Source organism: Rheinheimera sp. B2H12 (assembly GCF_059620065.1).
In genome coordinates, this window is sequence record NZ_CM184363.1 from 1,066,850 (window position 1) to 1,088,664 (window position 21,815).

Annotated in this window: 21 protein-coding genes; 12 read left to right on the forward strand and 9 right to left on the reverse strand. The window is 48.5% G+C overall.

Annotated elements, in window-relative coordinates:
- Window positions 1–81: 81 nt before the first annotated feature.
- Window positions 82–1,575: a membrane-bound lytic murein transglycosylase MltF gene (gene mltF / locus AC53GJ_RS04740; protein ID WP_496731388.1), complete on the reverse strand. Its 1,494-nt coding sequence runs from the start codon at window positions 1,573–1,575 to the stop codon at window positions 82–84.
- A 177-nt stretch (window positions 1,576–1,752) separates the two neighbouring features.
- On the opposite strand from mltF, the gene purL reads away from it, so the two are divergent.
- Window positions 1,753–5,646, forward strand: a complete 3,894-nt coding sequence (purL, locus tag AC53GJ_RS04745) for a phosphoribosylformylglycinamidine synthase (protein WP_496731389.1) — start codon at window positions 1,753–1,755, stop codon at window positions 5,644–5,646.
- Between the two features lie 117 nt (window positions 5,647–5,763).
- Here purL and AC53GJ_RS04750 read toward each other — a convergent pair whose 3' ends face one another.
- The gene (locus tag AC53GJ_RS04750) at window positions 5,764–6,219 is read right to left on the reverse strand and encodes a hypothetical protein (RefSeq protein ID WP_496731390.1); all 456 of its coding nucleotides are present in this window, start codon (window positions 6,217–6,219) and stop codon (window positions 5,764–5,766) included.
- A gap of 177 nt (window positions 6,220–6,396) precedes the next feature.
- Window positions 6,397–6,858: a hypothetical protein gene (locus AC53GJ_RS04755; RefSeq protein ID WP_496731391.1), complete on the reverse strand. Its 462-nt coding sequence runs from the start codon at window positions 6,856–6,858 to the stop codon at window positions 6,397–6,399.
- Window positions 6,859–7,218: 360 nt separating this feature from the next.
- Here AC53GJ_RS04755 and AC53GJ_RS04760 point away from each other — a divergent pair, with 360 nt between their 5' ends.
- From AC53GJ_RS04760 to AC53GJ_RS04775, 4 genes are all read left to right on the forward strand, one after another.
- The gene (locus tag AC53GJ_RS04760; RefSeq protein WP_496731392.1) at window positions 7,219–7,476 is read left to right on the forward strand and encodes a hypothetical protein; all 258 of its coding nucleotides are present in this window, start codon (window positions 7,219–7,221) and stop codon (window positions 7,474–7,476) included.
- Between the two features lie 174 nt (window positions 7,477–7,650).
- Window positions 7,651–7,776 carry a hypothetical protein gene (locus AC53GJ_RS04765; RefSeq protein WP_496731393.1) on the forward strand — a complete coding sequence of 42 codons (126 nt, stop codon included), beginning with the start codon at window positions 7,651–7,653 and terminating at the stop codon, window positions 7,774–7,776.
- Window positions 7,777–7,914, forward strand: a complete 138-nt coding sequence (locus tag AC53GJ_RS04770; RefSeq protein WP_496731394.1) for a hypothetical protein — start codon at window positions 7,777–7,779, stop codon at window positions 7,912–7,914.
- A gap of 268 nt (window positions 7,915–8,182) precedes the next feature.
- Window positions 8,183–8,575 (forward strand): hypothetical protein, encoded by a 393-nt coding sequence (locus tag AC53GJ_RS04775; RefSeq protein WP_496731395.1) that lies wholly within the window; start codon window positions 8,183–8,185, stop codon window positions 8,573–8,575.
- A gap of 162 nt (window positions 8,576–8,737) precedes the next feature.
- Here the strand turns inward: AC53GJ_RS04775 and AC53GJ_RS04780 are convergent, their stop codons facing one another.
- A complete protein-coding gene (locus AC53GJ_RS04780; RefSeq protein WP_496731396.1) occupies window positions 8,738–9,439 on the reverse strand; it encodes an OmpW/AlkL family protein in 702 nt (233 codons plus the stop codon).
- Window positions 9,440–9,793: 354 nt separating this feature from the next.
- On the opposite strand from AC53GJ_RS04780, the gene AC53GJ_RS04785 reads away from it, so the two are divergent.
- A complete protein-coding gene (locus tag AC53GJ_RS04785) occupies window positions 9,794–11,059 on the forward strand; it encodes a sugar MFS transporter (RefSeq protein ID WP_496731397.1) in 1,266 nt (421 codons plus the stop codon).
- 108 nt (window positions 11,060–11,167) lie between these two features.
- Here AC53GJ_RS04785 and olsF read toward each other — a convergent pair whose 3' ends face one another.
- Window positions 11,168–12,883, reverse strand: coding sequence for a bifunctional ornithine lipid synthase OlsF (gene olsF / locus AC53GJ_RS04790; RefSeq protein WP_496731398.1), 1,716 nt, complete (start codon window positions 12,881–12,883; stop codon window positions 11,168–11,170).
- 207 nt (window positions 12,884–13,090) lie between these two features.
- Between olsF and AC53GJ_RS04795 the strand changes: the two genes are divergently transcribed.
- From AC53GJ_RS04795 to AC53GJ_RS04805, 3 genes are read left to right on the forward strand one after another with little or no spacing between them, the layout of a single operon-like run.
- Window positions 13,091–14,011, forward strand: a complete 921-nt coding sequence (locus AC53GJ_RS04795) for a 2-hydroxyacid dehydrogenase (RefSeq protein WP_496731399.1) — start codon at window positions 13,091–13,093, stop codon at window positions 14,009–14,011.
- Window positions 14,011–14,772, forward strand: a complete 762-nt coding sequence (locus AC53GJ_RS04800) for an enoyl-CoA hydratase-related protein (RefSeq protein WP_496731400.1) — start codon at window positions 14,011–14,013, stop codon at window positions 14,770–14,772. Before AC53GJ_RS04795 ends, AC53GJ_RS04800 begins: the two co-directional genes overlap by 1 nt.
- 1 nt (window position 14,773) lies before the next feature.
- Entirely contained in the window at window positions 14,774–15,400 is a 627-nt protein-coding gene (locus AC53GJ_RS04805; RefSeq protein WP_496731401.1) for a GNAT family N-acetyltransferase, read from the forward strand.
- Between the two features lie 439 nt (window positions 15,401–15,839).
- On the opposite strand, the gene smrA is transcribed toward AC53GJ_RS04805, so the two are convergent.
- On the reverse strand, window positions 15,840–16,418 hold the full coding sequence (gene smrA, locus AC53GJ_RS04810; protein ID WP_496731402.1) for a DNA endonuclease SmrA: 579 nt from the start codon (window positions 16,416–16,418) through the stop codon (window positions 15,840–15,842).
- Window positions 16,419–16,576: 158 nt separating this feature from the next.
- Here smrA and AC53GJ_RS04815 point away from each other — a divergent pair, with 158 nt between their 5' ends.
- Window positions 16,577–16,951: a hypothetical protein gene (locus AC53GJ_RS04815; protein ID WP_496731403.1), complete on the forward strand. Its 375-nt coding sequence runs from the start codon at window positions 16,577–16,579 to the stop codon at window positions 16,949–16,951.
- Here AC53GJ_RS04815 and AC53GJ_RS04820 read toward each other — a convergent pair.
- Window positions 16,948–17,403: a hypothetical protein gene (locus AC53GJ_RS04820; protein ID WP_496731404.1), complete on the reverse strand. Its 456-nt coding sequence runs from the start codon at window positions 17,401–17,403 to the stop codon at window positions 16,948–16,950. The genes AC53GJ_RS04815 and AC53GJ_RS04820 overlap by 4 nt on opposite strands.
- Window positions 17,403–18,749, reverse strand: a complete 1,347-nt coding sequence (locus AC53GJ_RS04825) for a M28 family peptidase (protein ID WP_496731405.1) — start codon at window positions 18,747–18,749, stop codon at window positions 17,403–17,405. Before AC53GJ_RS04825 ends, AC53GJ_RS04820 begins: the two co-directional genes overlap by 1 nt.
- Window positions 18,750–19,161: 412 nt before the next feature.
- On the opposite strand from AC53GJ_RS04825, the gene AC53GJ_RS04830 reads away from it, so the two are divergent.
- On the forward strand, window positions 19,162–19,461 hold the full coding sequence (locus tag AC53GJ_RS04830; RefSeq protein WP_496731406.1) for an ArsR/SmtB family transcription factor: 300 nt from the start codon (window positions 19,162–19,164) through the stop codon (window positions 19,459–19,461).
- A 304-nt stretch (window positions 19,462–19,765) separates the two neighbouring features.
- Here AC53GJ_RS04830 and rpsT read toward each other — a convergent pair whose 3' ends face one another.
- Window positions 19,766–20,038: a 30S ribosomal protein S20 gene (rpsT, locus tag AC53GJ_RS04835; RefSeq protein ID WP_068067404.1), complete on the reverse strand. Its 273-nt coding sequence runs from the start codon at window positions 20,036–20,038 to the stop codon at window positions 19,766–19,768.
- A gap of 200 nt (window positions 20,039–20,238) precedes the next feature.
- On the opposite strand from rpsT, the gene murJ reads away from it, so the two are divergent.
- Window positions 20,239–21,789 (forward strand): murein biosynthesis integral membrane protein MurJ, encoded by a 1,551-nt coding sequence (gene murJ, locus AC53GJ_RS04840; protein ID WP_496732766.1) that lies wholly within the window; start codon window positions 20,239–20,241, stop codon window positions 21,787–21,789.
- Window positions 21,790–21,815 lie beyond the last annotated feature (26 nt).

Genomic DNA, 21,815 nt, shown 5'->3' on the forward strand with positions numbered 1-21,815 from the left:
ATAAACAGCGACCACGCCGAACTCAAGGCTCGCCGCTAGCTAAAGGTGCTGTGACAGTGCAGAACCTTGAGCTGGCTGCGATTATTGCTGGCGCTGGCCATTTTTAGGGATGTTGTTGATAGTTTTGGTCGACGACTTTTTTTCAGTCACAGTTTTGCTGTTGTCTGATGTTGCCGGGTTTGGCACTGGTCCCATCGGCAACTGTTCGGCATATTGTTCTGCCAGCTTTTGTTTTTGCTGCTGGATTTTCAGTTCGGTTTGTTTTTTCTCGTCGACCCACAGCAGAGTATCGTAATAACGGCGGATATTCTCCACATAATACACCGCATGATCACCACGGGCATAACCGGTCTGAGTCTGACTGTAATACTTGCGTTGGCGCAACAACGATAACCTTTGTTTCACTTCAGCCCATTTGTCCGGATCGGCGCCATCTTTTTCGGTCAGCATCCGCGCACTTTCGATATGGTTATAACCAATATTGTAACCGGCCAGCGCGAACCAAAGCCGATCGGGCATTTTCACCCGCTCCGGGATCCTGTCTAATAACCTTTGTAAATAACGGCTGCCGCCTCTGATACTTTGCGCCGCATCGACCCGACTGTTCACTTTCATCAGGGTGGCGGTCGGAACTGTCAGCATCATCATCCCGACCACGCCCTGCGGACTGCGCGCTTTGGGATCCCAGCGTGATTCCTGATAGGCAATAGCAGCCAGCAGTCGCCAGTCCAGATTTCCTGAGTGCTGTTCAAACAGCGGCTGAAACCTGGGCAGGGTTTTATCAATGGCTTCAATATAATCCAGCGTGTCGGCATAATTAAATTTGCGGACATGGCCAAAGTATTTGTCTTCCAGACTCAACAGCTCTGCTGCTTCATAACTGCGGCCAAAAAATTCGACCAAGGTACTAAACAGGGAGTCATCATGATTTTTTGCCAGCAACCAGGCCACTGGTTGCTGTGATTTCAGCACTTGCGCCACGCCAATATTGGGGAAAAAACGCTGATTAATCGCCAGAATATGTGAATCGGTCACGGTATAACGAATTTTGCCATCTGCCACCTGTTGCAATAATTCGGTGGCGTCATCAATATCATTGAGCTGTAACCGCAAACCGGGTTGTTGCTGTTGTTTTGCCAGCATGGTCTCGGCTTGACTGGAACCTTTAATCACCACGATATCGTCGGTGATGTCTGTCAGATTTTTTGGTCTTCGCTCTGTGGTACGAAACACCAGCACTTCATCGCTCCACTGATAAGCCGGCGCTAACCGGTATTGCTGGCGCAGACTTTCAGAGACAGTGGAGCCAGCGGCAATCACATCCACCTGGCCTGCGTTGAGTTTTTGTAACAATTCTTCCAGTTGAAAGCTTGGTACGAGGTCTAATTTCACCCCAAGTTTTTGTGCCAGTGCGACGGCCAGTTCGTATTCATAACCGGTCGGACCATCGGCCGTGACAAAGTAGCTAGTAGGGCCGTTTAAAATGCCAATTCTGATGCTATCACGCTGATAAATTTGATGTAAATGAGCAGGTTCCGGCGCAGGCGAGCAAGCCGCCAGAGTCAGTATTCCCACCAATAAGCACCCAATCCAACGCATGTATTTTTACCTGTCCGGCTTCGCAGCCGCCTGTTATACCAAAAAACCAGCTTGCCGTCAGTTTTTACTCATACCCTTGTGCGCTGAAATTCTATATAATGCGCCGCCTGATTTGAGGTTCCATCGACGTTCAACCCACGGGAAAAAAAGCCTATGTTGATCCTGCGTGGTGCACCAGCACTGTCCGAGTTCAGAATTCAGAAGTTCATCGACCAATGCGCCAAAGCGGCGTTACCTGTCAGCAGCATTTATGCCGAGTTTGTTCATTTTGCCGATCTGACTGCCGCTTTAAGCGCAGAGCAGCAAGCAGTGCTGAACAAACTGCTGACCTACGGACCCACTATTACCAGCCATCAGCCAACTGGTACTTTGCTGCTGGTGACCCCGCGTCCCGGTACTATTTCGCCCTGGTCTTCCAAAGCGACCGATATTGCCCATAACTGTGGTCTGAATCAGATCAAAAGGTTAGAACGCGGTCTGGCGTATTATGTAAATACCAGTCGTGTGTTAACGGCAGATGAACAACAGCAACTGGCTGCGCTGTTACATGACCGTATGATGGAAACTGTGTTTACGGCATTAGAGCAGGCAGATGCTTTATTTAGTAAAGCAGAACCAGCGCCTTTGTCGTCGGTGGATATTCTGAGTGGTGGCCGGGTGGCCCTGGCTGAAGCCAATATCCGGCTTGGTCTGGCGCTGGCGGAAGATGAAATTGATTATCTGGTCAGTAATTTCACTGCGCTGGGTCGCAATCCAAATGACATCGAACTGTATATGTTCGCGCAAGCCAACTCTGAGCATTGTCGTCACAAAATTTTTAACGCCGACTGGACCATTGACGGTGTAGCACAGCCAAAATCATTGTTTAAAATGATTAAAAATACCTTCGAACAAACACCGGATTATGTGTTGTCTGCTTATAAAGATAACGCCGCCGTGATGGAAGGTTCCAAAGCCGGTCGTTTTTTCCCGACGCCGGACAGCCAGGAATACCAATATCACCATGAAGATATTCATGTGCTGATGAAAGTCGAAACCCACAACCACCCAACGGCGATTTCGCCATTCCCAGGTGCTGCCACAGGTTCTGGTGGTGAAATTCGTGATGAAGGCGCTACAGGTGTCGGTTCAAAACCAAAAGCGGGTTTAGTCGGCTTCTCGGTGTCGAACTTACGGATCCCTGGTTTTGAACAGCCATGGGAAACCGATTTTGGTAAACCAGATCGCATTGTGTCGGCGCTGGATATTATGCTGGACGGCCCACTGGGTGGCGCTGCTTTTAATAACGAATTTGGCCGGCCTAATATTCTCGGTTATTTCCGGACTTATGAAGAAAAAGTACCGAGTCATAATGGCGAAGAAGTGCGTGGTTACCACAAGCCGATTATGCTGGCGGGTGGCCTTGGCAATATCAGGGCTGAACACGTGCAAAAAGGTGAGTTACCGGTTGGTGCCAAGTTAGTGGTACTGGGCGGTCCAGCGATGAATATCGGTCTGGGCGGCGGTGCTGCTTCTTCGATGGCGTCTGGTCAGTCGGCTGAAGATTTGGACTTTGCTTCAGTGCAACGGGAAAACCCGGAAATTGAACGCCGTTGTCAGGAAGTGATTGACCGCTGCTGGCAATTAGGTAGCGATAACCCAATCGTGTTTATCCACGACGTTGGGGCCGGTGGTTTATCCAACGCCTTCCCTGAGTTGGTGAATGACGGTGGCGTCGGTGGTAAGTTCGAACTGCGTAACGTGCCAAACGATGAGCCTGGCATGTCACCGCTGGAAATTTGGTGTAACGAATCGCAAGAGCGTTATGTGATGGCTATTCCGGCCGACAAAATGCCGGTGTTTGAGCAGATCTGTCAGCGGGAACGGGCTCCGTTTGCTGTGGTGGGTGAAGCCACTGCTGAACAGCATTTAACACTGTCCGACAAACATTTTGGCAATACGCCAATCGACCTGCCGCTGTCGGTGTTACTGGGCAAAGCGCCGAAGATGCACCGTGACGTGCAAAGCCAGCAAACGGCCGGTCAGGCGCTGGATTTTGCCGGTGTCAGCATTGTCGAGGCCACCGAACGGTTGTTACGGTTACCGACTATTGCTGAAAAAACCTTCTTAATCAGCATTGGTGACCGTTCTGTCACAGGCATGGTGGCGCGGGATCAGATGGTGGGTCCATGGCAAGTGCCAGTGGCCAACTGTGCTGTGACCACAGCTGCACTGGATACCTATCATGGTGAAGCGATGTCAATGGGTGAACGGACGCCAGTGGCACTGCTGGATTTCGCGGCATCAGCACGTTTAGCTGTGGCTGAAGCCATCACCAATATCGCCGCCACTGATATCGGCGAGCTGAAACGGATTAAACTCTCTGCCAACTGGATGTCTGCGGCCGGTCACCCCGGCGAAGATGCCGGTTTATATGCGGCGGTGAAAGCCATTGGGGAAGAATTATGCCCGGCACTGGAAGTCACTATTCCGGTAGGCAAAGATTCGATGTCGATGAAAACCAAGTGGCAGCAAAACGGCGAAGACAAAGCAGTGACTTCACCTTTATCGCTGGTGATCACCGCTTTTGCCCGGGTCGAAGATGTGCGTAAAACTGTGACGCCGCAGCTGCGCACCGATAAAGGCGCCAGCTCCTTGTTACTGTTGGATTTAGGTCTGGGTGAAAACCGGTTAGGTGCTTCCTGTTTAGCGCAGGTGTATAAGCAACTGGGTCAAACCGCACCGGATTTAGCCACGCCAGATCTGCTGATCAACTTCTTTAATGCTATCCAGAAGTTAACCAGTGAACAAAAACTGTTGGCGTATCACGACCGCTCTGACGGTGGTTTATTACTGACGCTGGCTGAAATGGCGTTTGCTGGTAAAGCCGGTTGGACTGTCGATATTGCGGCTTTAGGCGCTGATGATTTAGCCGTGTTGTTCAGTGAAGAGCTGGGCGCGGTGATCCAAGTGGCCGATAGCGAACTGGCTTATGTGCAGCAAGTATTGGCTGAGTTTAACTTGGCTGATTGCAGTTATCTGCTGGGCGCGGTGAATGCAAGCGATGATTTAATCGTCAATCGTGCTGAGCAACGGCTGTACAGCGATTCACGGATCCGTCTGCGCAGCATCTGGGCCGAAACCACCTATCAGATGCAAGCCATGCGGGATAACCCGGATTGCGCTAAACAAGAGTTTGATGCCAAGTCAGATCAACAAGATCCAGGTTTAAATGTGAAGTTAAGCTTTGATCTAAATGAAGATGTGGCGGCACCTTATATTTTGAAAGGCGCTAAACCACGCATTGCCGTGCTGCGTGAGCAGGGCGTCAACTCGCATGTGGAGATGGCGGCGGCATTTAACCGCGCTGGTTTTACCGCAGTCGACGTGCATATGTCAGATATTCTGTCTGGTCGTCGTGGTTTGGATGAATTTAACGGCTTAGTGGCTTGTGGTGGTTTCTCTTACGGTGACGTGTTAGGTGCCGGTGAAGGTTGGGCGAAATCGATTCTGTTTAACGATAAAGCGCGCGCTGAATTTGCCCGCTTCTTCGAACGTGACAGCACCTTTACCTTAGGTGTGTGTAATGGTTGCCAGATGGTGTCGAACCTCAAGTCGTTGATCCCTGGTGCTGAGCTGTGGCCACGTTTTGTTCGCAATACCTCTGACCGCTTTGAAGCGCGCTTTAGCTTAGTGCAGGTGCAAGCCAGCCCGTCAGTGTTATTTGCTGGCATGGCCGGTTCGCAGATGCCAATTGCCGTCTCCCACGGTGAAGGTCATGCCGAGTTTGCCAGTAGCGCTGCTTTAGCGGCGGCGGAACAAAGCGGTACTGTGGCGCTGCGGTTTGTCGACAACTACGGCCTGGTGACGCAGCAATATCCGCAGAACCCGAACGGTTCGGCCAATGGTATTACTGCACTCACCACCACCGATGGTCGGGTCACTATCATGATGCCACACCCGGAGCGGGTGTTCCGCGCTGTCAGCAACAGCTGGCATCCGGACGAATGGCAAGAAGACAGCCCATGGATGCGGATGTTCCGTAACGGTCGGGTCTGGCTGGGTTAATCAGCAGGCTTAAGTCTGGTTCGCCAGAGTCAATTACAAGGCCGGTCTAGTACCGGCCTTGTTGTTTTTAACTGCGGCAGTTGTGGTTTTTGGCTGAGGCTTAGCCATGTTATCTGCTTAATTTCGTAATTGACGGTATCTTTGCAGCAGCGTTTGTAAACGTGCCGGGATCGAGCCATAAAGTTCTTCGTTAATGTTAAATGTCGCCACATGGTCGGCAATAAAATGCAGTGACGGTAATAATGCCTCCATCACCGGCAGAATACGTTCTGGATATTGATCTAGCTGTAACTGCACCAAAGAAAAATAAGCATCGACAATATAGTCCGAATCCTTGGGGTTATAATAGCCCTCGATAAAGTAATCCCGTACGGCAAGAATATAATATTGAAATACCGTCACAGGCAAAAATCGAAGTTCCCAGATCCTTTCGTAACAACTCTGCTGAAATACGGGCATTGCTTGCTGTAATGTTTTACCAAATAAAATATCGTAAGCATAACGAGCGTCCATTTCATCCTGATAACCCTGCCAGTCCTCTTCTGTTGGAATTTTATTTTCAATCTGCTTCATTTGCTCAGTCCTCAATGATGTGTCACCAGATAACAATGCCTAAAGTCATCAGATGATGACAGTTTCGTTTTGCGAAGAGTATGGCTGTGCTTTATTGTTCGTTGTCGTGTCGACGTGCAAGAAATTGTTTGAGTCTGCCGGAATAAGACTGCTTATAAATAATATAACTTTGCACTATCAATCACCTGTCTCATTAACTTCAACAATATAACCATATGATTGCAATTGAGTGATGACACTGTTGATACTACTTTCGCTGACATAAAATGCGCTGAAACTAAAAGTATTGCCAAACGGGTCAAAAAAGATAATTTTTGCCAATTCTTGATGAATGCGTGAACGCTCGAATTTTATTTTCCTAAAATTTTTCCAATTATAGTTATCTGTTGAAAATTGTTGTTGTGCTATGGTTAAGTGAATTGTCGCGTCTTGACTGATAAAGTATATAAACTTGATAACATAAAATAATAAAACACCATGAGATGCCGTTGCAATAAGCAAAAATTTAACGTCGGATCTTGAACCGAAATCAATTTTTCCCTGATAAGAATAAAAAACAACCACAATGAGTAAGGGGAGCAAAAATCCTAAATTGCTGAGTAACCATGCGTAGAGCTTTTTCTTTAGTTGGATTGTCATTGCTGGCGTTGCCTCATAGCCCTTGGTGAAAATGAAATGATATTTTTGGCAAATGAAATGCAACAGTTTGTATTGCTAGATCCTGTGACCACGGCTTTTTGAAAGAAAAATTGTTGTTTAAGTCCACGCTGACCATCAGATAAGCCAGCCGCCAATCTAAAGCTTTACCGCTTAGAAGTAAACAGGGTTCTATAATTAACATAATGATTTTATGGAGTTTATATCTGTTTCTTTCTTTGCTGAGTGCACAAAAAAATTACTTTACGCTAACTTTTTTACAGAAAAAACTACGAAGAGTGTGGAAGCCGGCCGTCGGATAGCCTGAGTGACCGGTGATAAGATTTAAGAAGGTAGTTTTAGATGAAATTGATTAGTTTGATGTTTGGTGCGTCGGTGTTACTCAGCACAGCACAGCCGGCAGCGGCCGATACCTTGTACAAAAATGGTTTTGGTTTAAAGACGGCACTTTCAAGCAATAAGATGTTTATGTCAAAGATGACCGTTTTGGTAGTAGACAAGCGGCGACTGCCAGTAGCAAAGTGGTGGATGTCACTGGTTTATATTTGCTGCCACCCTTTGCCGAAGGTCATAACCATCAGCTACAAAATAACCAGTTAGTCGTCACTTTAGCGGTAAGTATGTGGCAGATGGCATTTTGTATGGCTTAATGTTAGGGGAGATGCTTTTTCGGCGCAGCAGGCTCGTCAGCAATTGGCTGCAAACGGCAAATTGGATGTGTTAACTTTAGGGACTGCTGTTACCTCCAGTGACGGCTATCCCCTGCAAATGATCTTGCAATCGGCTCCAGATGGCGTGGTGCCGACGAAAAAACAAGTGCTGGAAAAGTGGGTGATCGCGGTGGATTCGCTGGCGGACATCGATAGCAAAATGCCTTTGATGGTGCAAGGCAAACCGTAAGTGGTTAAGTTGGTGCTGGTCTATAGTGAAGATCAGACCAGACGTAATAATGCCAAATTTGCTGGCATCAATGGCCTTCAGCCAGAGCTGGTGCAGCCCTTAGTTAAAAAATTACAACTGAAAAAAGGTCGGAGCTAATTTGCTGCGCCTTTGGTCTGCTCGGTCCGCATTTTACAACAAGTGAAGACCATTAGGCGTTTATTAGCGCCGCCCTTTATTGCTGATACTGAAGCTGCTGTTGATTTAGATAAAATAAACATTATGACAATATTTTTGCTTGTTATTTATGAATTTAGCTTTAGTTTTTTTAATCGCAGTGATGAAAATTCCCCGTTTGTGCTTTGTGGCTGACTGGCCTGTAATAGCCAGGCCATCAACGGGATGGTTCATTAAAAAGGATATATTAATGAGCAAATTAGCTACTTTAATGTTGGTTGCTGCCAGCCTGAATGTTGCCGCTGTCACTGCTGCAGAGCCAGCCAATGTTGATTTGAGTGCAGGTTATCAGACGCCGCAGGAATTAATGGAGTATGCCCGGCAATATAATCGGGTGGCGCAACAGTTAACGCAGGCAGGTTATATTGCACAGGGCTGTCAGCATCAGCAGCTGTATTATCTGGTGCAGCCAACTGAAGCCATTTATCTGGCTAATAAAGTCAATTGCACTTTTAATATTCCGGCGCGCAACAACAGCCTGCAAACTGAGTATGCCCATGTCACAGTGAATGTGCATTATGATCAAACCGCCTTGTTATACCGTGAAGGCATAGTCAGTGTGGAATATAGCACTGTGTATTAAGCTTTTGGGCGGTCATTTCAGTCATACAATGACGATATAAAGCTGGTTTGCAGTGTTGCTTTTCCAGCTTAACCCCTAAGTCTGACGCTGACCAATGTTAAGTCTGAGCTGACAATACAATAAAGCCGGAGCTATTGCCCCGGCTTTATCCAAAGGTTTGTGTTACATAGTCCAGCGTACGCCGACCATCACCACCAGCGGGTCAATTTGCACATCCACTTTCTGAATAGAAGCGCCATTTAAATTGACATTGGCTTCAGTGTCGATATCCATTTTGCTGATCATAAAGTGGGCGCCCCAGTGCTGGTCAATTTTGTAGTTCACCCCAGCTTGTAATGCCAGACCAAAACTATCATCCAGTTCCAGATCCACCACATCGGTATCTTTGAGGTTGGCCAGGGTTTTCAGGGTTGATTTCAGCGTGCTTGATGCTGAAGTATCAAAGAATTTGGTGTAGTTCAGGCCGACGCCGACAAAAGGATCAAAGTTGCTGTTGCCCAGATCAAAGTGGTACTGCGCCAGTAACGTTGGAGGTAAATGTTTGGTGCTACCGACATCCAGGCCGTCAATCACTGAACCTTCCACTTCAATATCATGACTGAACGGCGTCGCCGCAATCAGTTCAACAGTCCAATTGTTATTGAATTTGTAATCAAAGGTCAGACCCAACTGGGTATTGTTGTTCACGCCAACGGCAGTGGAACCGGCCGGTAATTTCGCCAGTGTTTCAACGGCATTTAATGATGTGCTGCTATCATTTGGTGCCACTTGAATAGCACCGACATTGACAGATAAATCAGCCATGGCAGAGGCAGAAGCCAGAGTACCGAAGGCAAGAACTAAGGCGCTGATTGTTGTTTTCATCACAGTTTCCTTTACAGAGGTTGGGTCTTCATCAGATGTCGGCATTGTGCGCTCTGGCAGATTAAAAACTTTGGGCTGGATCAATCTTTCGGGTCGCTGCTGGCTTTTTCAGTGGCAATCCTTGATTTAGAACAAGCTTTCTGCCGGCTTTGAACCAAAGCAGAATGCTGACAAATGTTGAAAAATTACATACGTATGCAAGTTGACGGGCTTTGCAATCAGGCAGTCGGCGCGTATAGTAATCGAAGCTCATATGCTGGGCGAGCCTTGACGTTCAAGCGTGGCAGGGGAGAGAGTCGCCAAACAGCAACTGAGTACATCACAGGATAGACAGACCATAACAAGAGAAAATGTATGTCAGTAACCACACCAAACAGTGCGCAGCTGTCGCAGGGCGCGACCGGGCAAAATCATTATTTTGCCTTAAGCAGTCTGACCTTTTTATTTTTTATCTGGGGTTTTATTACTTGTCTGAATGACATTTTGATCCCGCATCTGAAAAATGTGTTTGACCTGAATTACACCCAGGCGATGCTCATTCAGTTCTGTTTTTTTGGCGCTTATTTTCTGGTGTCAATTCCGGCCGGTTACCTGGTGAAAAAAGCTGGTTATCAGCGCGGTATTGTGATCGGGTTACTGATTGCGGCTGTCGGTTGTCTGATGTTCTACCCGGCCGCGCAAGCGCAAGTTTATACCATGTTTTTACTGGCGTTATTTGTGCTGGCTGCTGGTATTACTATTTTGCAGGTTGCCGCGAACCCTTATGTGACTGCTTTGGGGAAAGCCGAAACCGCATCCAGTCGTCTGACGATGACACAGGCCTTTAACTCATTAGGCACCACCATTGCCCCATGGTTTGGCGGTTTGCTGATTTTAGCTGCGGCGACTGCTGAAGTTGGCACTGCAGAATTTAAAGCGCAAGAAGCTGCAGCAGTCCAAGTGCCTTATTTGATGCTGGCGGCTGCGTTGTTAGTGCTGGCGGCGGTGTTTGCCTTGCTGAAATTACCAACAGTGTCTGAACACCATCAGTCTGAGATTGCCGAAGCAGACGCAGGTTCGGCCTGGCAATATAGCCATCTGGTGCTGGGTGCCTTAGGTATTTTTGTCTATGTCGGTGGTGAAGTTGCGATTGGCAGTTTCCTGGTGAATTTTATTGGCGAGCCTGATATTGCCGGCCTGGCCGAAGCCGATGCTGCCAAATACATCAGTTATTACTGGGGCGGCGCTATGGTCGGCCGTTTTATTGGTGCTGTAGTGATGCAAAAAATCGCAGCAGGCAAAGTGCTGGCTTTTAATGCAGTGGCTGCCGCTGTGCTGGTGTTGGTGGCGATGAGTAGCTCTGGCAGTCTGGCGATGTGGGCTATCCTGTCAGTTGGTTTGTTTAACTCTATTATGTTCCCGACTATTTTCAGTCTGGCTGTGACCGGACTTGGTAAGTACACCAGTCAGGGCAGTGGGGTGTTATGCCTGGCCATTGTTGGCGGTGCCATTATCCCGTTATTACAAGGGGTGTTAGCGGATAATATCGGCTTACAGTTGTCTTTTATCCTGCCAGTGTTGTGTTATGGCTATATCTGTTTTTATGGTTTGAAAGGTTCAGTGCCAACAGCCCGCTCCTAGTCCAGAGCCTAGTTCAGAGCCCAGCTCAGAGCTAAGTGCAGCAGGAACAACAGCGGGGGCATTTGCCCCCGCTGTTGTTCCTGCCAATGGTCAGGCTGCTCGGCTATCTTAGCAAGCAGTAGCAAGATAACGTTGTTTCTTCTGCGGTTTTAACTTTTCTACATCCACCAGTACCAGCCCGTCGACACAATCGGCAAAATCCGGATCTATGCCAAAAGCCAGGAATTGCACACCACCGGGTTCGGCCACTTCGCCATATTGTTTGTATAAAGTGGGGATACTCAGTCCCATATGCGCCAGCAAATGTTTTAACTGGGTGAAATCAGCACTGTAGTCCTGACCGCTGAAGTGTTGCTGCAGCTGTTGCAGCGTTTCAAATGGCAATTGGTAAGGCAGATTTGGAATAGCAGTATCATTTTCTTCACTGAAATACAAAGTGTAAAAATACACCAATAAATCGCGGGCGGCTTTTGGGTAGCTGTTGGATAAACTGACACCGCCAAACAGATAGCGAATATCCGGATTTTGTTTCAGATAGGCACCAATGCCATACCACAGATAATCCAGGCTGCGTTTGCCCCAGTAGCGCGGCTGCACAAAGCTGCGGCCCAGTTCCAGCCCTTGCGCCAGATAAGCGTCCATTTGCGGGCCAAATTTAAATAAAGACGCGGTGTATAAACCGGTTAAACCTTGTTCGGCGATAATCTTGCGGGTATTGGCAAAACGGTAGGCTCCGACTATCTCCAGATCATCTTTATCCCACAGGATCAGTTGCTCATAATAACTGTCAAAGCGGTCAATATCACGGCGGCGGCCACTGCCTTCACCGACAGCGCGGAATGACAATTCGCGTAGCCGGCCAATTTCACGCAGCACCGGCGAGCTTTGGGCCGACTGATATAAATAAATCTGTTTGCCATCAGCCGTTTCGCCGAGTAACTGACAAGCTTCGACCGCTTTACGCAATTCCATCCGATCTTCCGGATGGGCAATGGCGGTCTGGGTTTTCAGCAGCGGCGCTTTGTCTTTGCACAGCCGGTATAAGTGTTTTTTAAACACTTTGACGATGGCCTGGGTTTCCAGCGGCAAGCTGGCAAAACTATCGTAAGGGATCAGCTCGCCTACCCGCATACTGATGCTTTTATGTTTCTGCTTAAACATTTCCTGCACCAGCAGCATCGTCGCCAGTGGCTTATACAGCATGGAGGCACCATAAAATAACGCCGAATTGCGGGCATCAATATAGACAGGTAAGACCGGTGCTTTACTACTGCGGGCAAAACGCAGAAAACCGGCATGCCACTTGCCGTCGCGAATACCGTTCGGTTTTAATCTGGAAACTTCGCCGGCGGGAAACACAATCACTGCGCCTTCTGCGGCCAGATGTTGATGGATAAGGTCAATACAACGGCGTTCAGTGCCACCCTGCATATTGTTCACTGGTAATAACAGCGCGTGCAGTGGCTGAATGGCAGTCAGTAACTGGTTGGCAATCACTTTGACATCAGGTCTGACATCATGCACTAGCTTGACCAGTGCCAGGCCATCGAGCGAACCAATCGGATGATTGGCAATAATCACCACCCGGCCACTGGTCGGGATCCGCTCCAGCTCATTATCCCGCACTGTATAACTGAATTTAAAATAATCTAGAACTTGCTCAATAAATTCAATGCCTTGCAGGTGAGGGTATTGCTCAGAAAAGGCAATAAACTCCTGTTCATGCAACAAGTGTTTTAAGGCGCCTTTGACTGGCTTTTCCAACCAGGGCTTTTGCTGCAATTGCGGTAAATGTTGCTGCACCATTTTTTCGACGCTGATCATTGTTGCTCCTGCCGTTTGGCCTTGTTAGCGCAAGGCTAAGCGGCGGGTATGACAATTCAGTCACAGATTTATGGCAATTTGCTGAAATTTTGTGCCCTTTGCGCTTGCTGCTCAGGTGATGGGCGGGCAGGCTGGACAGTCAGTCGCGCTTTGATAGAATGGTGCTTTTATCGGTAGGTACCGGTTTGGCTGTATTCTGGAGTGGGCATGTCAATTGCACTGGTGATCCCTGATCGAAAACTTGATCAGTTACAAATGAAATTACAGCAGTTGCTGCCAGAGGTGGCTATTGAAATCTGGCCGCAAATTCAACAACCTGACGCAGTGAAGATGGCGGTATTATGGCGCCAGCCGCCTGGTGCGCTGACTGCCATGACGGGGTTGCAAGCGCTGCATTCGTTTGGTGCCGGGGTTGATAACATTCTGGTCGATGCCACGTTACCGGCTTTGCCATTGGCGCGGATTGTCGATCCGGCGCTGACCAGCTCAATGCTGGCTTACTTAAGTGGCGTGGTGCAGCATTATCAGCTGCGCCTCGATCAATTTGGCCGCCAGCAGCGGCAGCAGCAATGGAAACCACGCAGTCCAAGGCGATTACAACACATTTGTGTGCTGGGGTTGGGGGAGTTGGGCGCGGCGGCTGCGGTGTTTTTTCAGCAGCAGGGTTTTCAGGTGTCTGGTTGGTCAGCCAGTGCCAAACAGCTGGCTCAGATCAGTTGTTATCATGGATCTGACGGTTTTAGTGCTGCAGTGAATCAAGCCGATCTGGTGATTTGTTTATTACCACTGACCGCTGCGACTGAGAACCTCCTCCATCAGCAAGCCTTCGCTCAGTTTAAAACCGGCGCTATTCTGGTGAATGTAGCCAGAGGCGCTATAGTTGATGACCTGGCGTTATTACAGAATTTAGACAGTGGACAACTCAGTGCCGCTTGTCTGGATGTGTTCCGGACTGAACCTTTACCGGCTGAACATCCATTCTGGTCGCACCCGTCGATTCTGTTGACGCCCCATATTTCGGCGGTTACCAACGCCGATACCGCAGTGGCGCAAATTGCCGAAAACTATCGTCGCACTGTGGCAGGTTTGCCACTGCTCAATCTGGTGGATCAACAGCGAGGTTATTAATGTCAGCCTTTCAATTAGAAAAACTCGGTCATCTGGCTGTTCTGACCCTCAATAGTGCCGAAAAACGCAACTTGTTAACCCCGCACAGCGCATTAGCGATTGCTGAGGCCGTGCAGCAACTGACGCAGGATCCAGCCATCAAAGCGCTGGCGGTCACCGGGAGCAACGACTCATTTTGCTCCGGCGCTGATTTAGCCGCTTTGCAGCAAGCGGCGCTGGGCGATGGCGAAGAATTACAGCAAATTTATGCCGCTTTTACTTCGGTGGCTTACAGTCCGCTGCTGACCATTGCGCTGCTCAATGGACCGGCACTGGGGGCCGGCTTAAATCTGGCGATGGCCTGTGATATCCGGCTGGCCAGTCCGCAGGCCTGGTTTGACAGCAGATTTTTCCAGTTGGCGATCCATCCTGGCGGCGGCCACACCTGGTTGTTACCCCAGTTGGTCGGGTGGCAGCAGGCGGCGGCGATGATTTTTTGTGGCGAACGATTGTCGGCGCAACAGGCACTGGCGGCCGGTTTTGTCAAAGAACTACTGCCGGAAGAAGAGTTACTGACTCGGGCCAAACAGCTTACTGCCGCCATGGCAGACCTGCCGACTGAACTGATCCGGCAAACCAAAAATACCATGCTGGCGATGCGACACTGTAACCGGCAGGATGATGCAGTGGCTTATGAATTCAGACAGCAATTTCACAGTTTACAGCAACCACAAGCGCAATTGCATATCGCGGCGCTGATTGAAAGTATCAAACGGAAGTAGCATGACCGAAGTAACCAACAGTTTAGCGCCGGCTGAGGGCGCCATCATCACCTGGTATCTGGATTATCAGGGGGCGTCATTGTCGTTGCCGGATTGGCCTGCTGGCGTCAGTTTGCTGGAAGCTGAGGTGCCTAGTCCGGATCTGAGTCAGTTTTTATTTTGTGCCGTAGGCCAGCATTGGCGCTGGTATAGCCGGTTAAGCTGGGACTATGCCAAGTGGCTGACTTACCTCAGTTCAGCCAATGTCAGAACCTGGGTGCTGTATCAACGCGGCACCCCAGCCGGTTTTGTCGAGCTGGTGCGCCATCTGGATCCGACGGAAGGGCGACCCAGTGTTGAACTGAAGTTTTTTGGTTTATTACCCGCATTTATCGGCCAGAGCTTAGGCACTTTGCTGGCCAGAGCTGCAGTGGCACTGGCGCAACAATGGTTGGCTGATACTGAACAAGCAAGGGTGTGGTTGCATACCTGCTCGGCGGATCACCCCAGTGCGCTGCGTACCTATCAGCAAGCTGGTTTTGTCGTCATCGCCACCACCACTGAAGATAATGACATCCCGGCTGATTATCCGACCGCAGCCTTAGCGGCCCCCTTTGTTCACAGCAGGCTTTTGTATTTCAAGCGTTAAAAAAGCCTGCTACAGAACAACTTAGCAATGTTTTGCCTGTTGTATCCTGGCCTAAAAATCTCTACACTGCTTCATGTGAACGGCAAATGAATACTATTTAACCCGAGTTCAGGTTATTTAACAAGTTGGTACTTGCTGTAAACTGTTCAGGACCAACGGCTTATTGCCGGCACAAAAACAACAATAAAGTGTCTGAGGTTTTTTTATGAGTAAAGCGTCCAGTCGTGGTTTTGGCTTTACCGCAATCGCTATCTTGGTGATTTTGATGGCGTTATCGGCAGTGATGACCACAGTTGAAGCCAGTGCAATGTTGTAACACTGCGCCAGCCGTGTGATAACAAAGTAGGGTGAAAGGTTAAAATAGCAGTACAACTGGTTGTTCAGTGCAACTGCAGTAGAAAATACCCTCAATTGAGGGTATTTTTTCGCCCTGAGCAACTCAGCGTTTTTGGTGCCGCTCCCGGTTTTCCCGTTTTTGCTCGGCATTTTTTTGCAGCAGCACGTAAGTAGCAGCACTACTGCCATGGATTTTCTGTGCACTGTGGCAAGCCAATACTTCCGGAATTTGTTGTAACCATTTAAAGGTATAGCTTTTCAAAATCGCCGGATGTGGTTTCGAGTCCCGACCCATGCCGTGATGCAGTAATAAAGTCCGGATCCCGCGCTGATGACAATCAGCGACAAACTCAAACAGGCTGCGTCTGGCGTCCGTCAGGTTTTTCCCCAGTAGCATCAGTGTGGCATCAATCTGATACTTACCAAGCCGCAGGTTTTTATAGACCCCTTCCTGTACCCCGTCTTTTTTGTAAGCCAGAATTTCATCCGGCGCCACCAGATCGACATACTCCATACTGAGATAGTTGGCATCGTATTCCGGTTCTGTTGCAGCGGCTTTGCGCCTGGCCAGTTGTGCCAGCGTAGGCTGCTGTTCACCATTGATGTCACTGAGGACATCGGCTTGCAGCCGTTTGACGTCTGCCATTTCCTGTAAAAACAACTCCAGTTCATTGTCAGCCATCGACCGCCCCTCCATTCAAATTTAACGATTATACCTAGTGTTGTCGGTCCGAGCTAAACAAAACAGCTAGACTTGAGCTGGTTTGTCATGGCACTTTAGCTGCTGATGCCAAGTCATAACCGCTACATTGATGGCTGTTGTTGCAATCAGGATGGATTATGCTACCTCATCGCCTGTATGAGTTTTTACCTTATGGTTATATGCTTGCTGGCGTTGCTGCCTTGTTATGGCTTGATAATGTGCTGGCGGCCTTTTCTGCTTTATTGCTGATTACGGCGGGTGCATTGGTTTGGATCCTGCGCTCTGATCACAGACGTCAAGATTTGGCCGAAGGTATTCACCGTCAAGGCTACTGGCCTTTTTGGTTTTATGAATTACAACCTTTTGTTTATGCCAGCGCGGGTCTGCTGTTATGGCGTTTTAGTCGTGACCTGTATTTCATGCCATCAGCCATGATCCTGTTGGTGGTGGGGTTACAGATCTGGTTGATGCGCAGTATCCATCGCAGGCAGCCGGGCAAAAAACGCGCTTAAAAACCCAGCGTAAATAACAACACGTCGACCAGACCACCTTGCTGCAGGATTTGATAGCGGCTGCATTGTTGCGCTTGTTCGTGCTGATAACACAAATTGAGCTCTTGTCTAGATCTGTCGATATAGACCGCCAAATCACTGTCAACTAAGCCTTCACCGACACCGTACACACCAGGCCAGTAGATACTGGTGGCGACAGTATTGAGTTTCTGATAACGCAACAGTTCAGGTTTGGGGAGTAAAATTAGCGCCAGTAACAGCAGCAACAACAGATAACTCAGCACTTTACTGGCGATTGCCGACGCTCTGGATGACGATTGACCTGGTGCACGCGAACCCGTCCGTACCGCGTTGTTGTGGTCGGTAGTGACTGGGTTGTTGGTCTGAAATGTTGGTTTGTTTGCGGGCTTACTGTCTTTTAGCAGCCCGACTTTTCGGATATTTTTCGCCATTATTTTCGTAAATCAACGTCGCTGTTGGCCAACTCTCGCGTCATGATAAGCCATGCTTGCTGATTCTGCATTAAAGCCGCCGGATCAATTTTATCCAAAGTATCATTTGGCGTGTGGTGGTAGTCAAAATAATCACTACCGTCTTGCTCTAATGACACCACGGGCACGCCTAAACTAGCCAGCACAGAAACATCCGGGCCGCCATAGGCCTGATTAGTGCCTGCTTCAATTTGCAGAGGTGCCAGTTTTTGCTGAATTTGCGCTGCCAGCGGTAAAGCTTTGCTACCAAATTTACTGTCAAAACGCCAAATCCGGCCAGCACCAAAGTCTGACTCAGTGGCGACGATATGACGGGACAACTCAGCAGCATGCTTGGCGGCATAAGCACGGGCGCCGACCAGACCGCCTTCTTCATTGCCAAACAACACCACGCGCACTGTGCGTTTTGGCTGGCCGATTTTTTTCAGCAGAGCACCTGTGGCCATCACCAGGCCAACGCCGGCGCCATCATCCAGTGCCCCTGTGCCTTGATCCCAGCTATCCAGATGCGCGCTGATCAGGACAATTTCATCAGGCCGCTCTGAACCCGTGATTTCAGCAATCACGTTGTGGCTGACTGCATCGGCGGTATGATTCTCCATCGTCAGTTTGAGTTTAGCCTCAGGCGCACGTTGTAAAATTTTGTGTAGCTGCATGGCGTCCGGCGCCGAAATAGCTACCGCTGGAATTTTAGCGACATCGTCCTGATAACTCATTTTGCCGGTGTGGGCAAAACGGTTCTGGCTGGTACCGACTGAACGGATAATCAAGGCTTTAGCGCCCAGTTTAGCGGCTTCGACCGCGCCTTTGGAGCGGGCACCTACCACCTGGCCGTATTGAGAACCCATTTTGTCTTTGGTCATAATTTTGTTGATAAAGACAATTTTTCCCTGCACTTGTTCAGTTTTGGCGGCCATCAGCTGTTCCAGGCTGTCGAACATCACCACACTGGCATCAATTCCGGCAGCATCAGTACCAACCGAACCACCTAAGGCTGTGAGCACCAGTGATTGCGGAAAAGGGGACAAAATTTCCAGTCTGGCATTACCCCGTTGCCAATAAGGAGTGGTGAATTGTTCAGTCCAGACTTTGTCATAACCCAGTTGCTTGAATTGTTGCACTGCCCAGGCGACCGCTTTGGCATCAGCCGGACTACCTGCCAGCCGCGGTCCAATTTCCACCGTTAATTGTTCAACCAGTTGATAAGCTAATTGTTCATCTGCTGAAACCGGATTGCTTTGCTGACTGACAGCATGACAACACCATAACAGCGTGGAATAACTCAGAATTTTGCTTGCTAAATTCATGAAAGGAATGCTTCCGTTGGGGGAGGATTTAGGAAGTCATCACCTTAGCACGATCAACAGCTTTATCGACAGTGTTTCAAAGCTGAATACCCTGGTGTAGCCGACAGATTGCAGCTGCGGTACCGGGAAATTCTGATAGCATTTTTAACACAAAAGTTAACTTAAATTGAATCAAGCAAGGCTGCATTAGTGTTGCCTGATATCACCTTAAGGCTGAAGTTAGATATAATGCTGGCTGTAGCAAAATATGTTTGTGCTTATTTAGTTGTTTACAGTGCAACAATTGTAACAATATTGGTCTTACCAGTGTGTTTTTTTAGCAAATTAATGTCTTATTTCAACTTCGTCTATTGTATACACTATGCAGACTGATAGATAATGAGACGTCTAGACATTCATGGTGTGATGAAAAATGAACTTACAAGATATGGTGAATAACTCAGCTAAAGCAGTGAAGTTGCTGAAAGCTGTATCGAATGAACGTCGGTTATTGATCCTGTGCCATTTATTAAGCGGCGAATTATCAGTCGGTGAGATGAATGACAAACTCGGCTTGAGTCAGTCGGCATTGTCACAACACCTAGCATTATTACGTCGTAATAAGTTGGTGAAAACCCGCAAAGAAGCGCAGACCGTGTTTTACAGCATGAACAGTAAAGAAGCAGAAGCAGTGATTGGGCTGATGCATCAGTTGTACTGTCCTAAACTTTAACCTGTCGCGAACCACTGAGCCATGCAGCCAATGATAAATTGAATTGGCTGCAGTGCGCTTTAGCCTTGCACTGCTACTCTCTCATGGTTTGAGAAGGGGTGACGCCATTTACAGTGCCATGCCCATTTGTTGAAGTGTCTATTGCTGCCATGCAGTGTTGGTTGTGCCCAGTACATAGAATCATTTAGAGCAAGCAAATAAAAAAGCCAGCGTCAGCTGGCTTTTGGCATGATTAAACTACCGCAGGTCTGTGCTTTTGACAGATACAAAAAAACGCCTTTCGGCGTTTTTTTGTTGGTGTCAATTAAGCAGCTGTTACTAATGCCTTAACGTGGGCATTTAAACGTGACTTATGACGTGCAGCTTTATTCTTATGGATCAGACCTTTGTCTGCCATACGGTCAATCACTGGAACCATTTTCTTGAACGCTTCTTGCGCAGCTACTGCATCAGAAGTTAACACTGCTGCGTAGGTTTTCTTGATGAAAGTACGCATCATTGAGCGCTGACTTGCGTTTTGCTGACGACGCTTTTCAGATTGAATAGCGCGTTTCTTAGCAGACTTAATGTTAGCCAAGGTAACACTCCTAAAAACTAAACCGGGACTCTTTAAAGGCCGCATAATATGCCTATTTTGTAGGCCCTTGTCAAATGATTTTACCGCCGCAACAGAGAATTAAATCCCCGTCGCACTGGCTTTCAGTAAGGTCTCAGGTGACAATAGCGCCATTATGACAGAAGGAGAGTGGTGTGTCCGCTAAGTTATTCAAATCAGGTATGATTGTCAGTGCCATGACACTGATTTCCAGGGTGCTTGGACTGGTCAGAGACGTAGTGACCGCCAATGTGCTGGGCGCTGGTGCTATGGCTGATGTGTTTTTGATGGTCAACCGTATTCCGAACTTTTTACGACGCTTATTTGCCGAAGGGGCATTTTCGCAAGCTTTTGTCCCTGTCCTGTCCGAAGTGAAGGCCAAGCATGGCGATGATGCAGTACGTGAACTGATGGCCAAAGCTTCTGGCACGCTTGGGCTGATTGTCACCTTTGTCACTTTGCTCGGTATGATTGGGTCGCCGGTGCTGATGGCGCTGTTTGGGATGGGCTGGTTTGAAGCTTATCTATCGGGTGAACCCGATGGTGCCAAATATGAACATGCCAGTTTTCTGTTGAAAATTACCTTTCCTTATTTGTGGTTTATTACCTTTGTTGCCTTATCCGGCGCCATCCTCAATACCTATAACAAATTTGCGGTGGCGGCTTTTAGTCCGGTGTTCCTGAATATCGCCATGATTGCTGCTGCTATTTTGTTAACGCCTTATTTCGACGATGCTGCGACCGCTTTGGCCTGGGGCGTATTTCTGGGCGGGTTGCTGCAGTTTATCTTTCAGTTACCGTTTTTAGCCAAAGCCGGTTTACTGGTGAAGCCGCGTTGGGCCTGGCAGGATGAACATGTGACCCGTATTCGTAAATTGATGTTGCCCGCTTTGTTTGGCGTTTCCGTCAGCCAGATCAACCTGTTACTGGATGCCGTCATTGCTTCATTCTTAATGACAGGCTCGGTGGCCTGGTTGTATTACTCTGATCGATTACTGGAATTTCCGCTGGGTATGTTTGGCATTGCCATTGCGACCGTCATTTTGCCAAATTTGTCCCGCCAGTTTGCCACGGCCAATCACCATGAGTTTAAACGCACGTTGGACTGGTCAGTCAGTGTGATTTGTTTATTAGGTCTCCCTTCGATGGCTGGCTTGATTGTGCTGGCGGAACCTATTTTGCTGACGGTATTTGCGCATGGTAAATTCACGGCATTTGATGCCAGTCAGAGTAGTTTAAGTCTGATTGCTTATGCCACAGGTCTGGTGCCTTTGATGCTGATCAAAGTATTGGCACCGGCTTTTTATGCCAGGCAGGATATTAAAACGCCGGTGCGGATTGGCATTATTGCCATGGTAGCGAATATGGTGTTTAACCTGATGCTGGCGCCTTTTATCAGTTATGTTGGTTTGGCACTGGCCACTGCTATGTCGGGCAGTCTGAATGCCTGGTTGCTGTATCGGGGTCTGGTGAAAGGCGATATTTATCAGCTTGGCCGGGCGACGGTACAACTGCTGGCCAAAGCGATATTGGCCACAGCTATCATGGCGGCAGTGATGTGGTATTTTTCACCGACCATCGCCATTTGGCAGCAATTGCCATTTGCTGCGAAGGCGCAACAACTTGGTTTACAGCTCTTACTGGCCATTCCGCTGTATTTTGCGCTGTTATGGCTGTTTGGCGTCAGGATAAAGCAGCTGAAACGGCAGACAATTGCTGAAACTAAAAGCTGATGCAGTTATAATCGGCCGTTTAGACA

Coding starts and splice junctions, on each gene's coding strand:
- olsF (WP_496731398.1), bottom strand. CDS start 12,883: ATGATCAGCGTCGAAAAAATGGTGCAGCAACATTTACCGCAATTGCAG.
- AC53GJ_RS04750 (WP_496731390.1), bottom strand. CDS start 6,219: ATGAAGCAGATTGAAAATAAAATTCCAACAGAAGAGGACTGGCAGGGT.
- AC53GJ_RS04760 (WP_496731392.1), top strand. CDS start 7,219: ATGAAATTGATTAGTTTGATGTTTGGTGCGTCGGTGTTACTCAGCACA.
- AC53GJ_RS04780 (WP_496731396.1), bottom strand. CDS start 9,439: ATGAAAACAACAATCAGCGCCTTAGTTCTTGCCTTCGGTACTCTGGCT.
- AC53GJ_RS04805 (WP_496731401.1), top strand. CDS start 14,774: ATGACCGAAGTAACCAACAGTTTAGCGCCGGCTGAGGGCGCCATCATC.
- AC53GJ_RS04820 (WP_496731404.1), bottom strand. CDS start 17,403: ATGGCGAAAAATATCCGAAAAGTCGGGCTGCTAAAAGACAGTAAGCCC.
- AC53GJ_RS04800 (WP_496731400.1), top strand. CDS start 14,011: ATGTCAGCCTTTCAATTAGAAAAACTCGGTCATCTGGCTGTTCTGACC.
- AC53GJ_RS04775 (WP_496731395.1), top strand. CDS start 8,183: ATGAGCAAATTAGCTACTTTAATGTTGGTTGCTGCCAGCCTGAATGTT.
- AC53GJ_RS04825 (WP_496731405.1), bottom strand. CDS start 18,749: ATGAATTTAGCAAGCAAAATTCTGAGTTATTCCACGCTGTTATGGTGT.
- purL (WP_496731389.1), top strand. CDS start 1,753: ATGTTGATCCTGCGTGGTGCACCAGCACTGTCCGAGTTCAGAATTCAG.
- AC53GJ_RS04785 (WP_496731397.1), top strand. CDS start 9,794: ATGTCAGTAACCACACCAAACAGTGCGCAGCTGTCGCAGGGCGCGACC.
- murJ (WP_496732766.1), top strand. CDS start 20,239: ATGATTGTCAGTGCCATGACACTGATTTCCAGGGTGCTTGGACTGGTC.
- smrA (WP_496731402.1), bottom strand. CDS start 16,418: ATGGCTGACAATGAACTGGAGTTGTTTTTACAGGAAATGGCAGACGTC.
- AC53GJ_RS04795 (WP_496731399.1), top strand. CDS start 13,091: ATGTCAATTGCACTGGTGATCCCTGATCGAAAACTTGATCAGTTACAA.
- AC53GJ_RS04755 (WP_496731391.1), bottom strand. CDS start 6,858: ATGACAATCCAACTAAAGAAAAAGCTCTACGCATGGTTACTCAGCAAT.
- AC53GJ_RS04815 (WP_496731403.1), top strand. CDS start 16,577: ATGCTACCTCATCGCCTGTATGAGTTTTTACCTTATGGTTATATGCTT.
- AC53GJ_RS04830 (WP_496731406.1), top strand. CDS start 19,162: ATGAACTTACAAGATATGGTGAATAACTCAGCTAAAGCAGTGAAGTTG.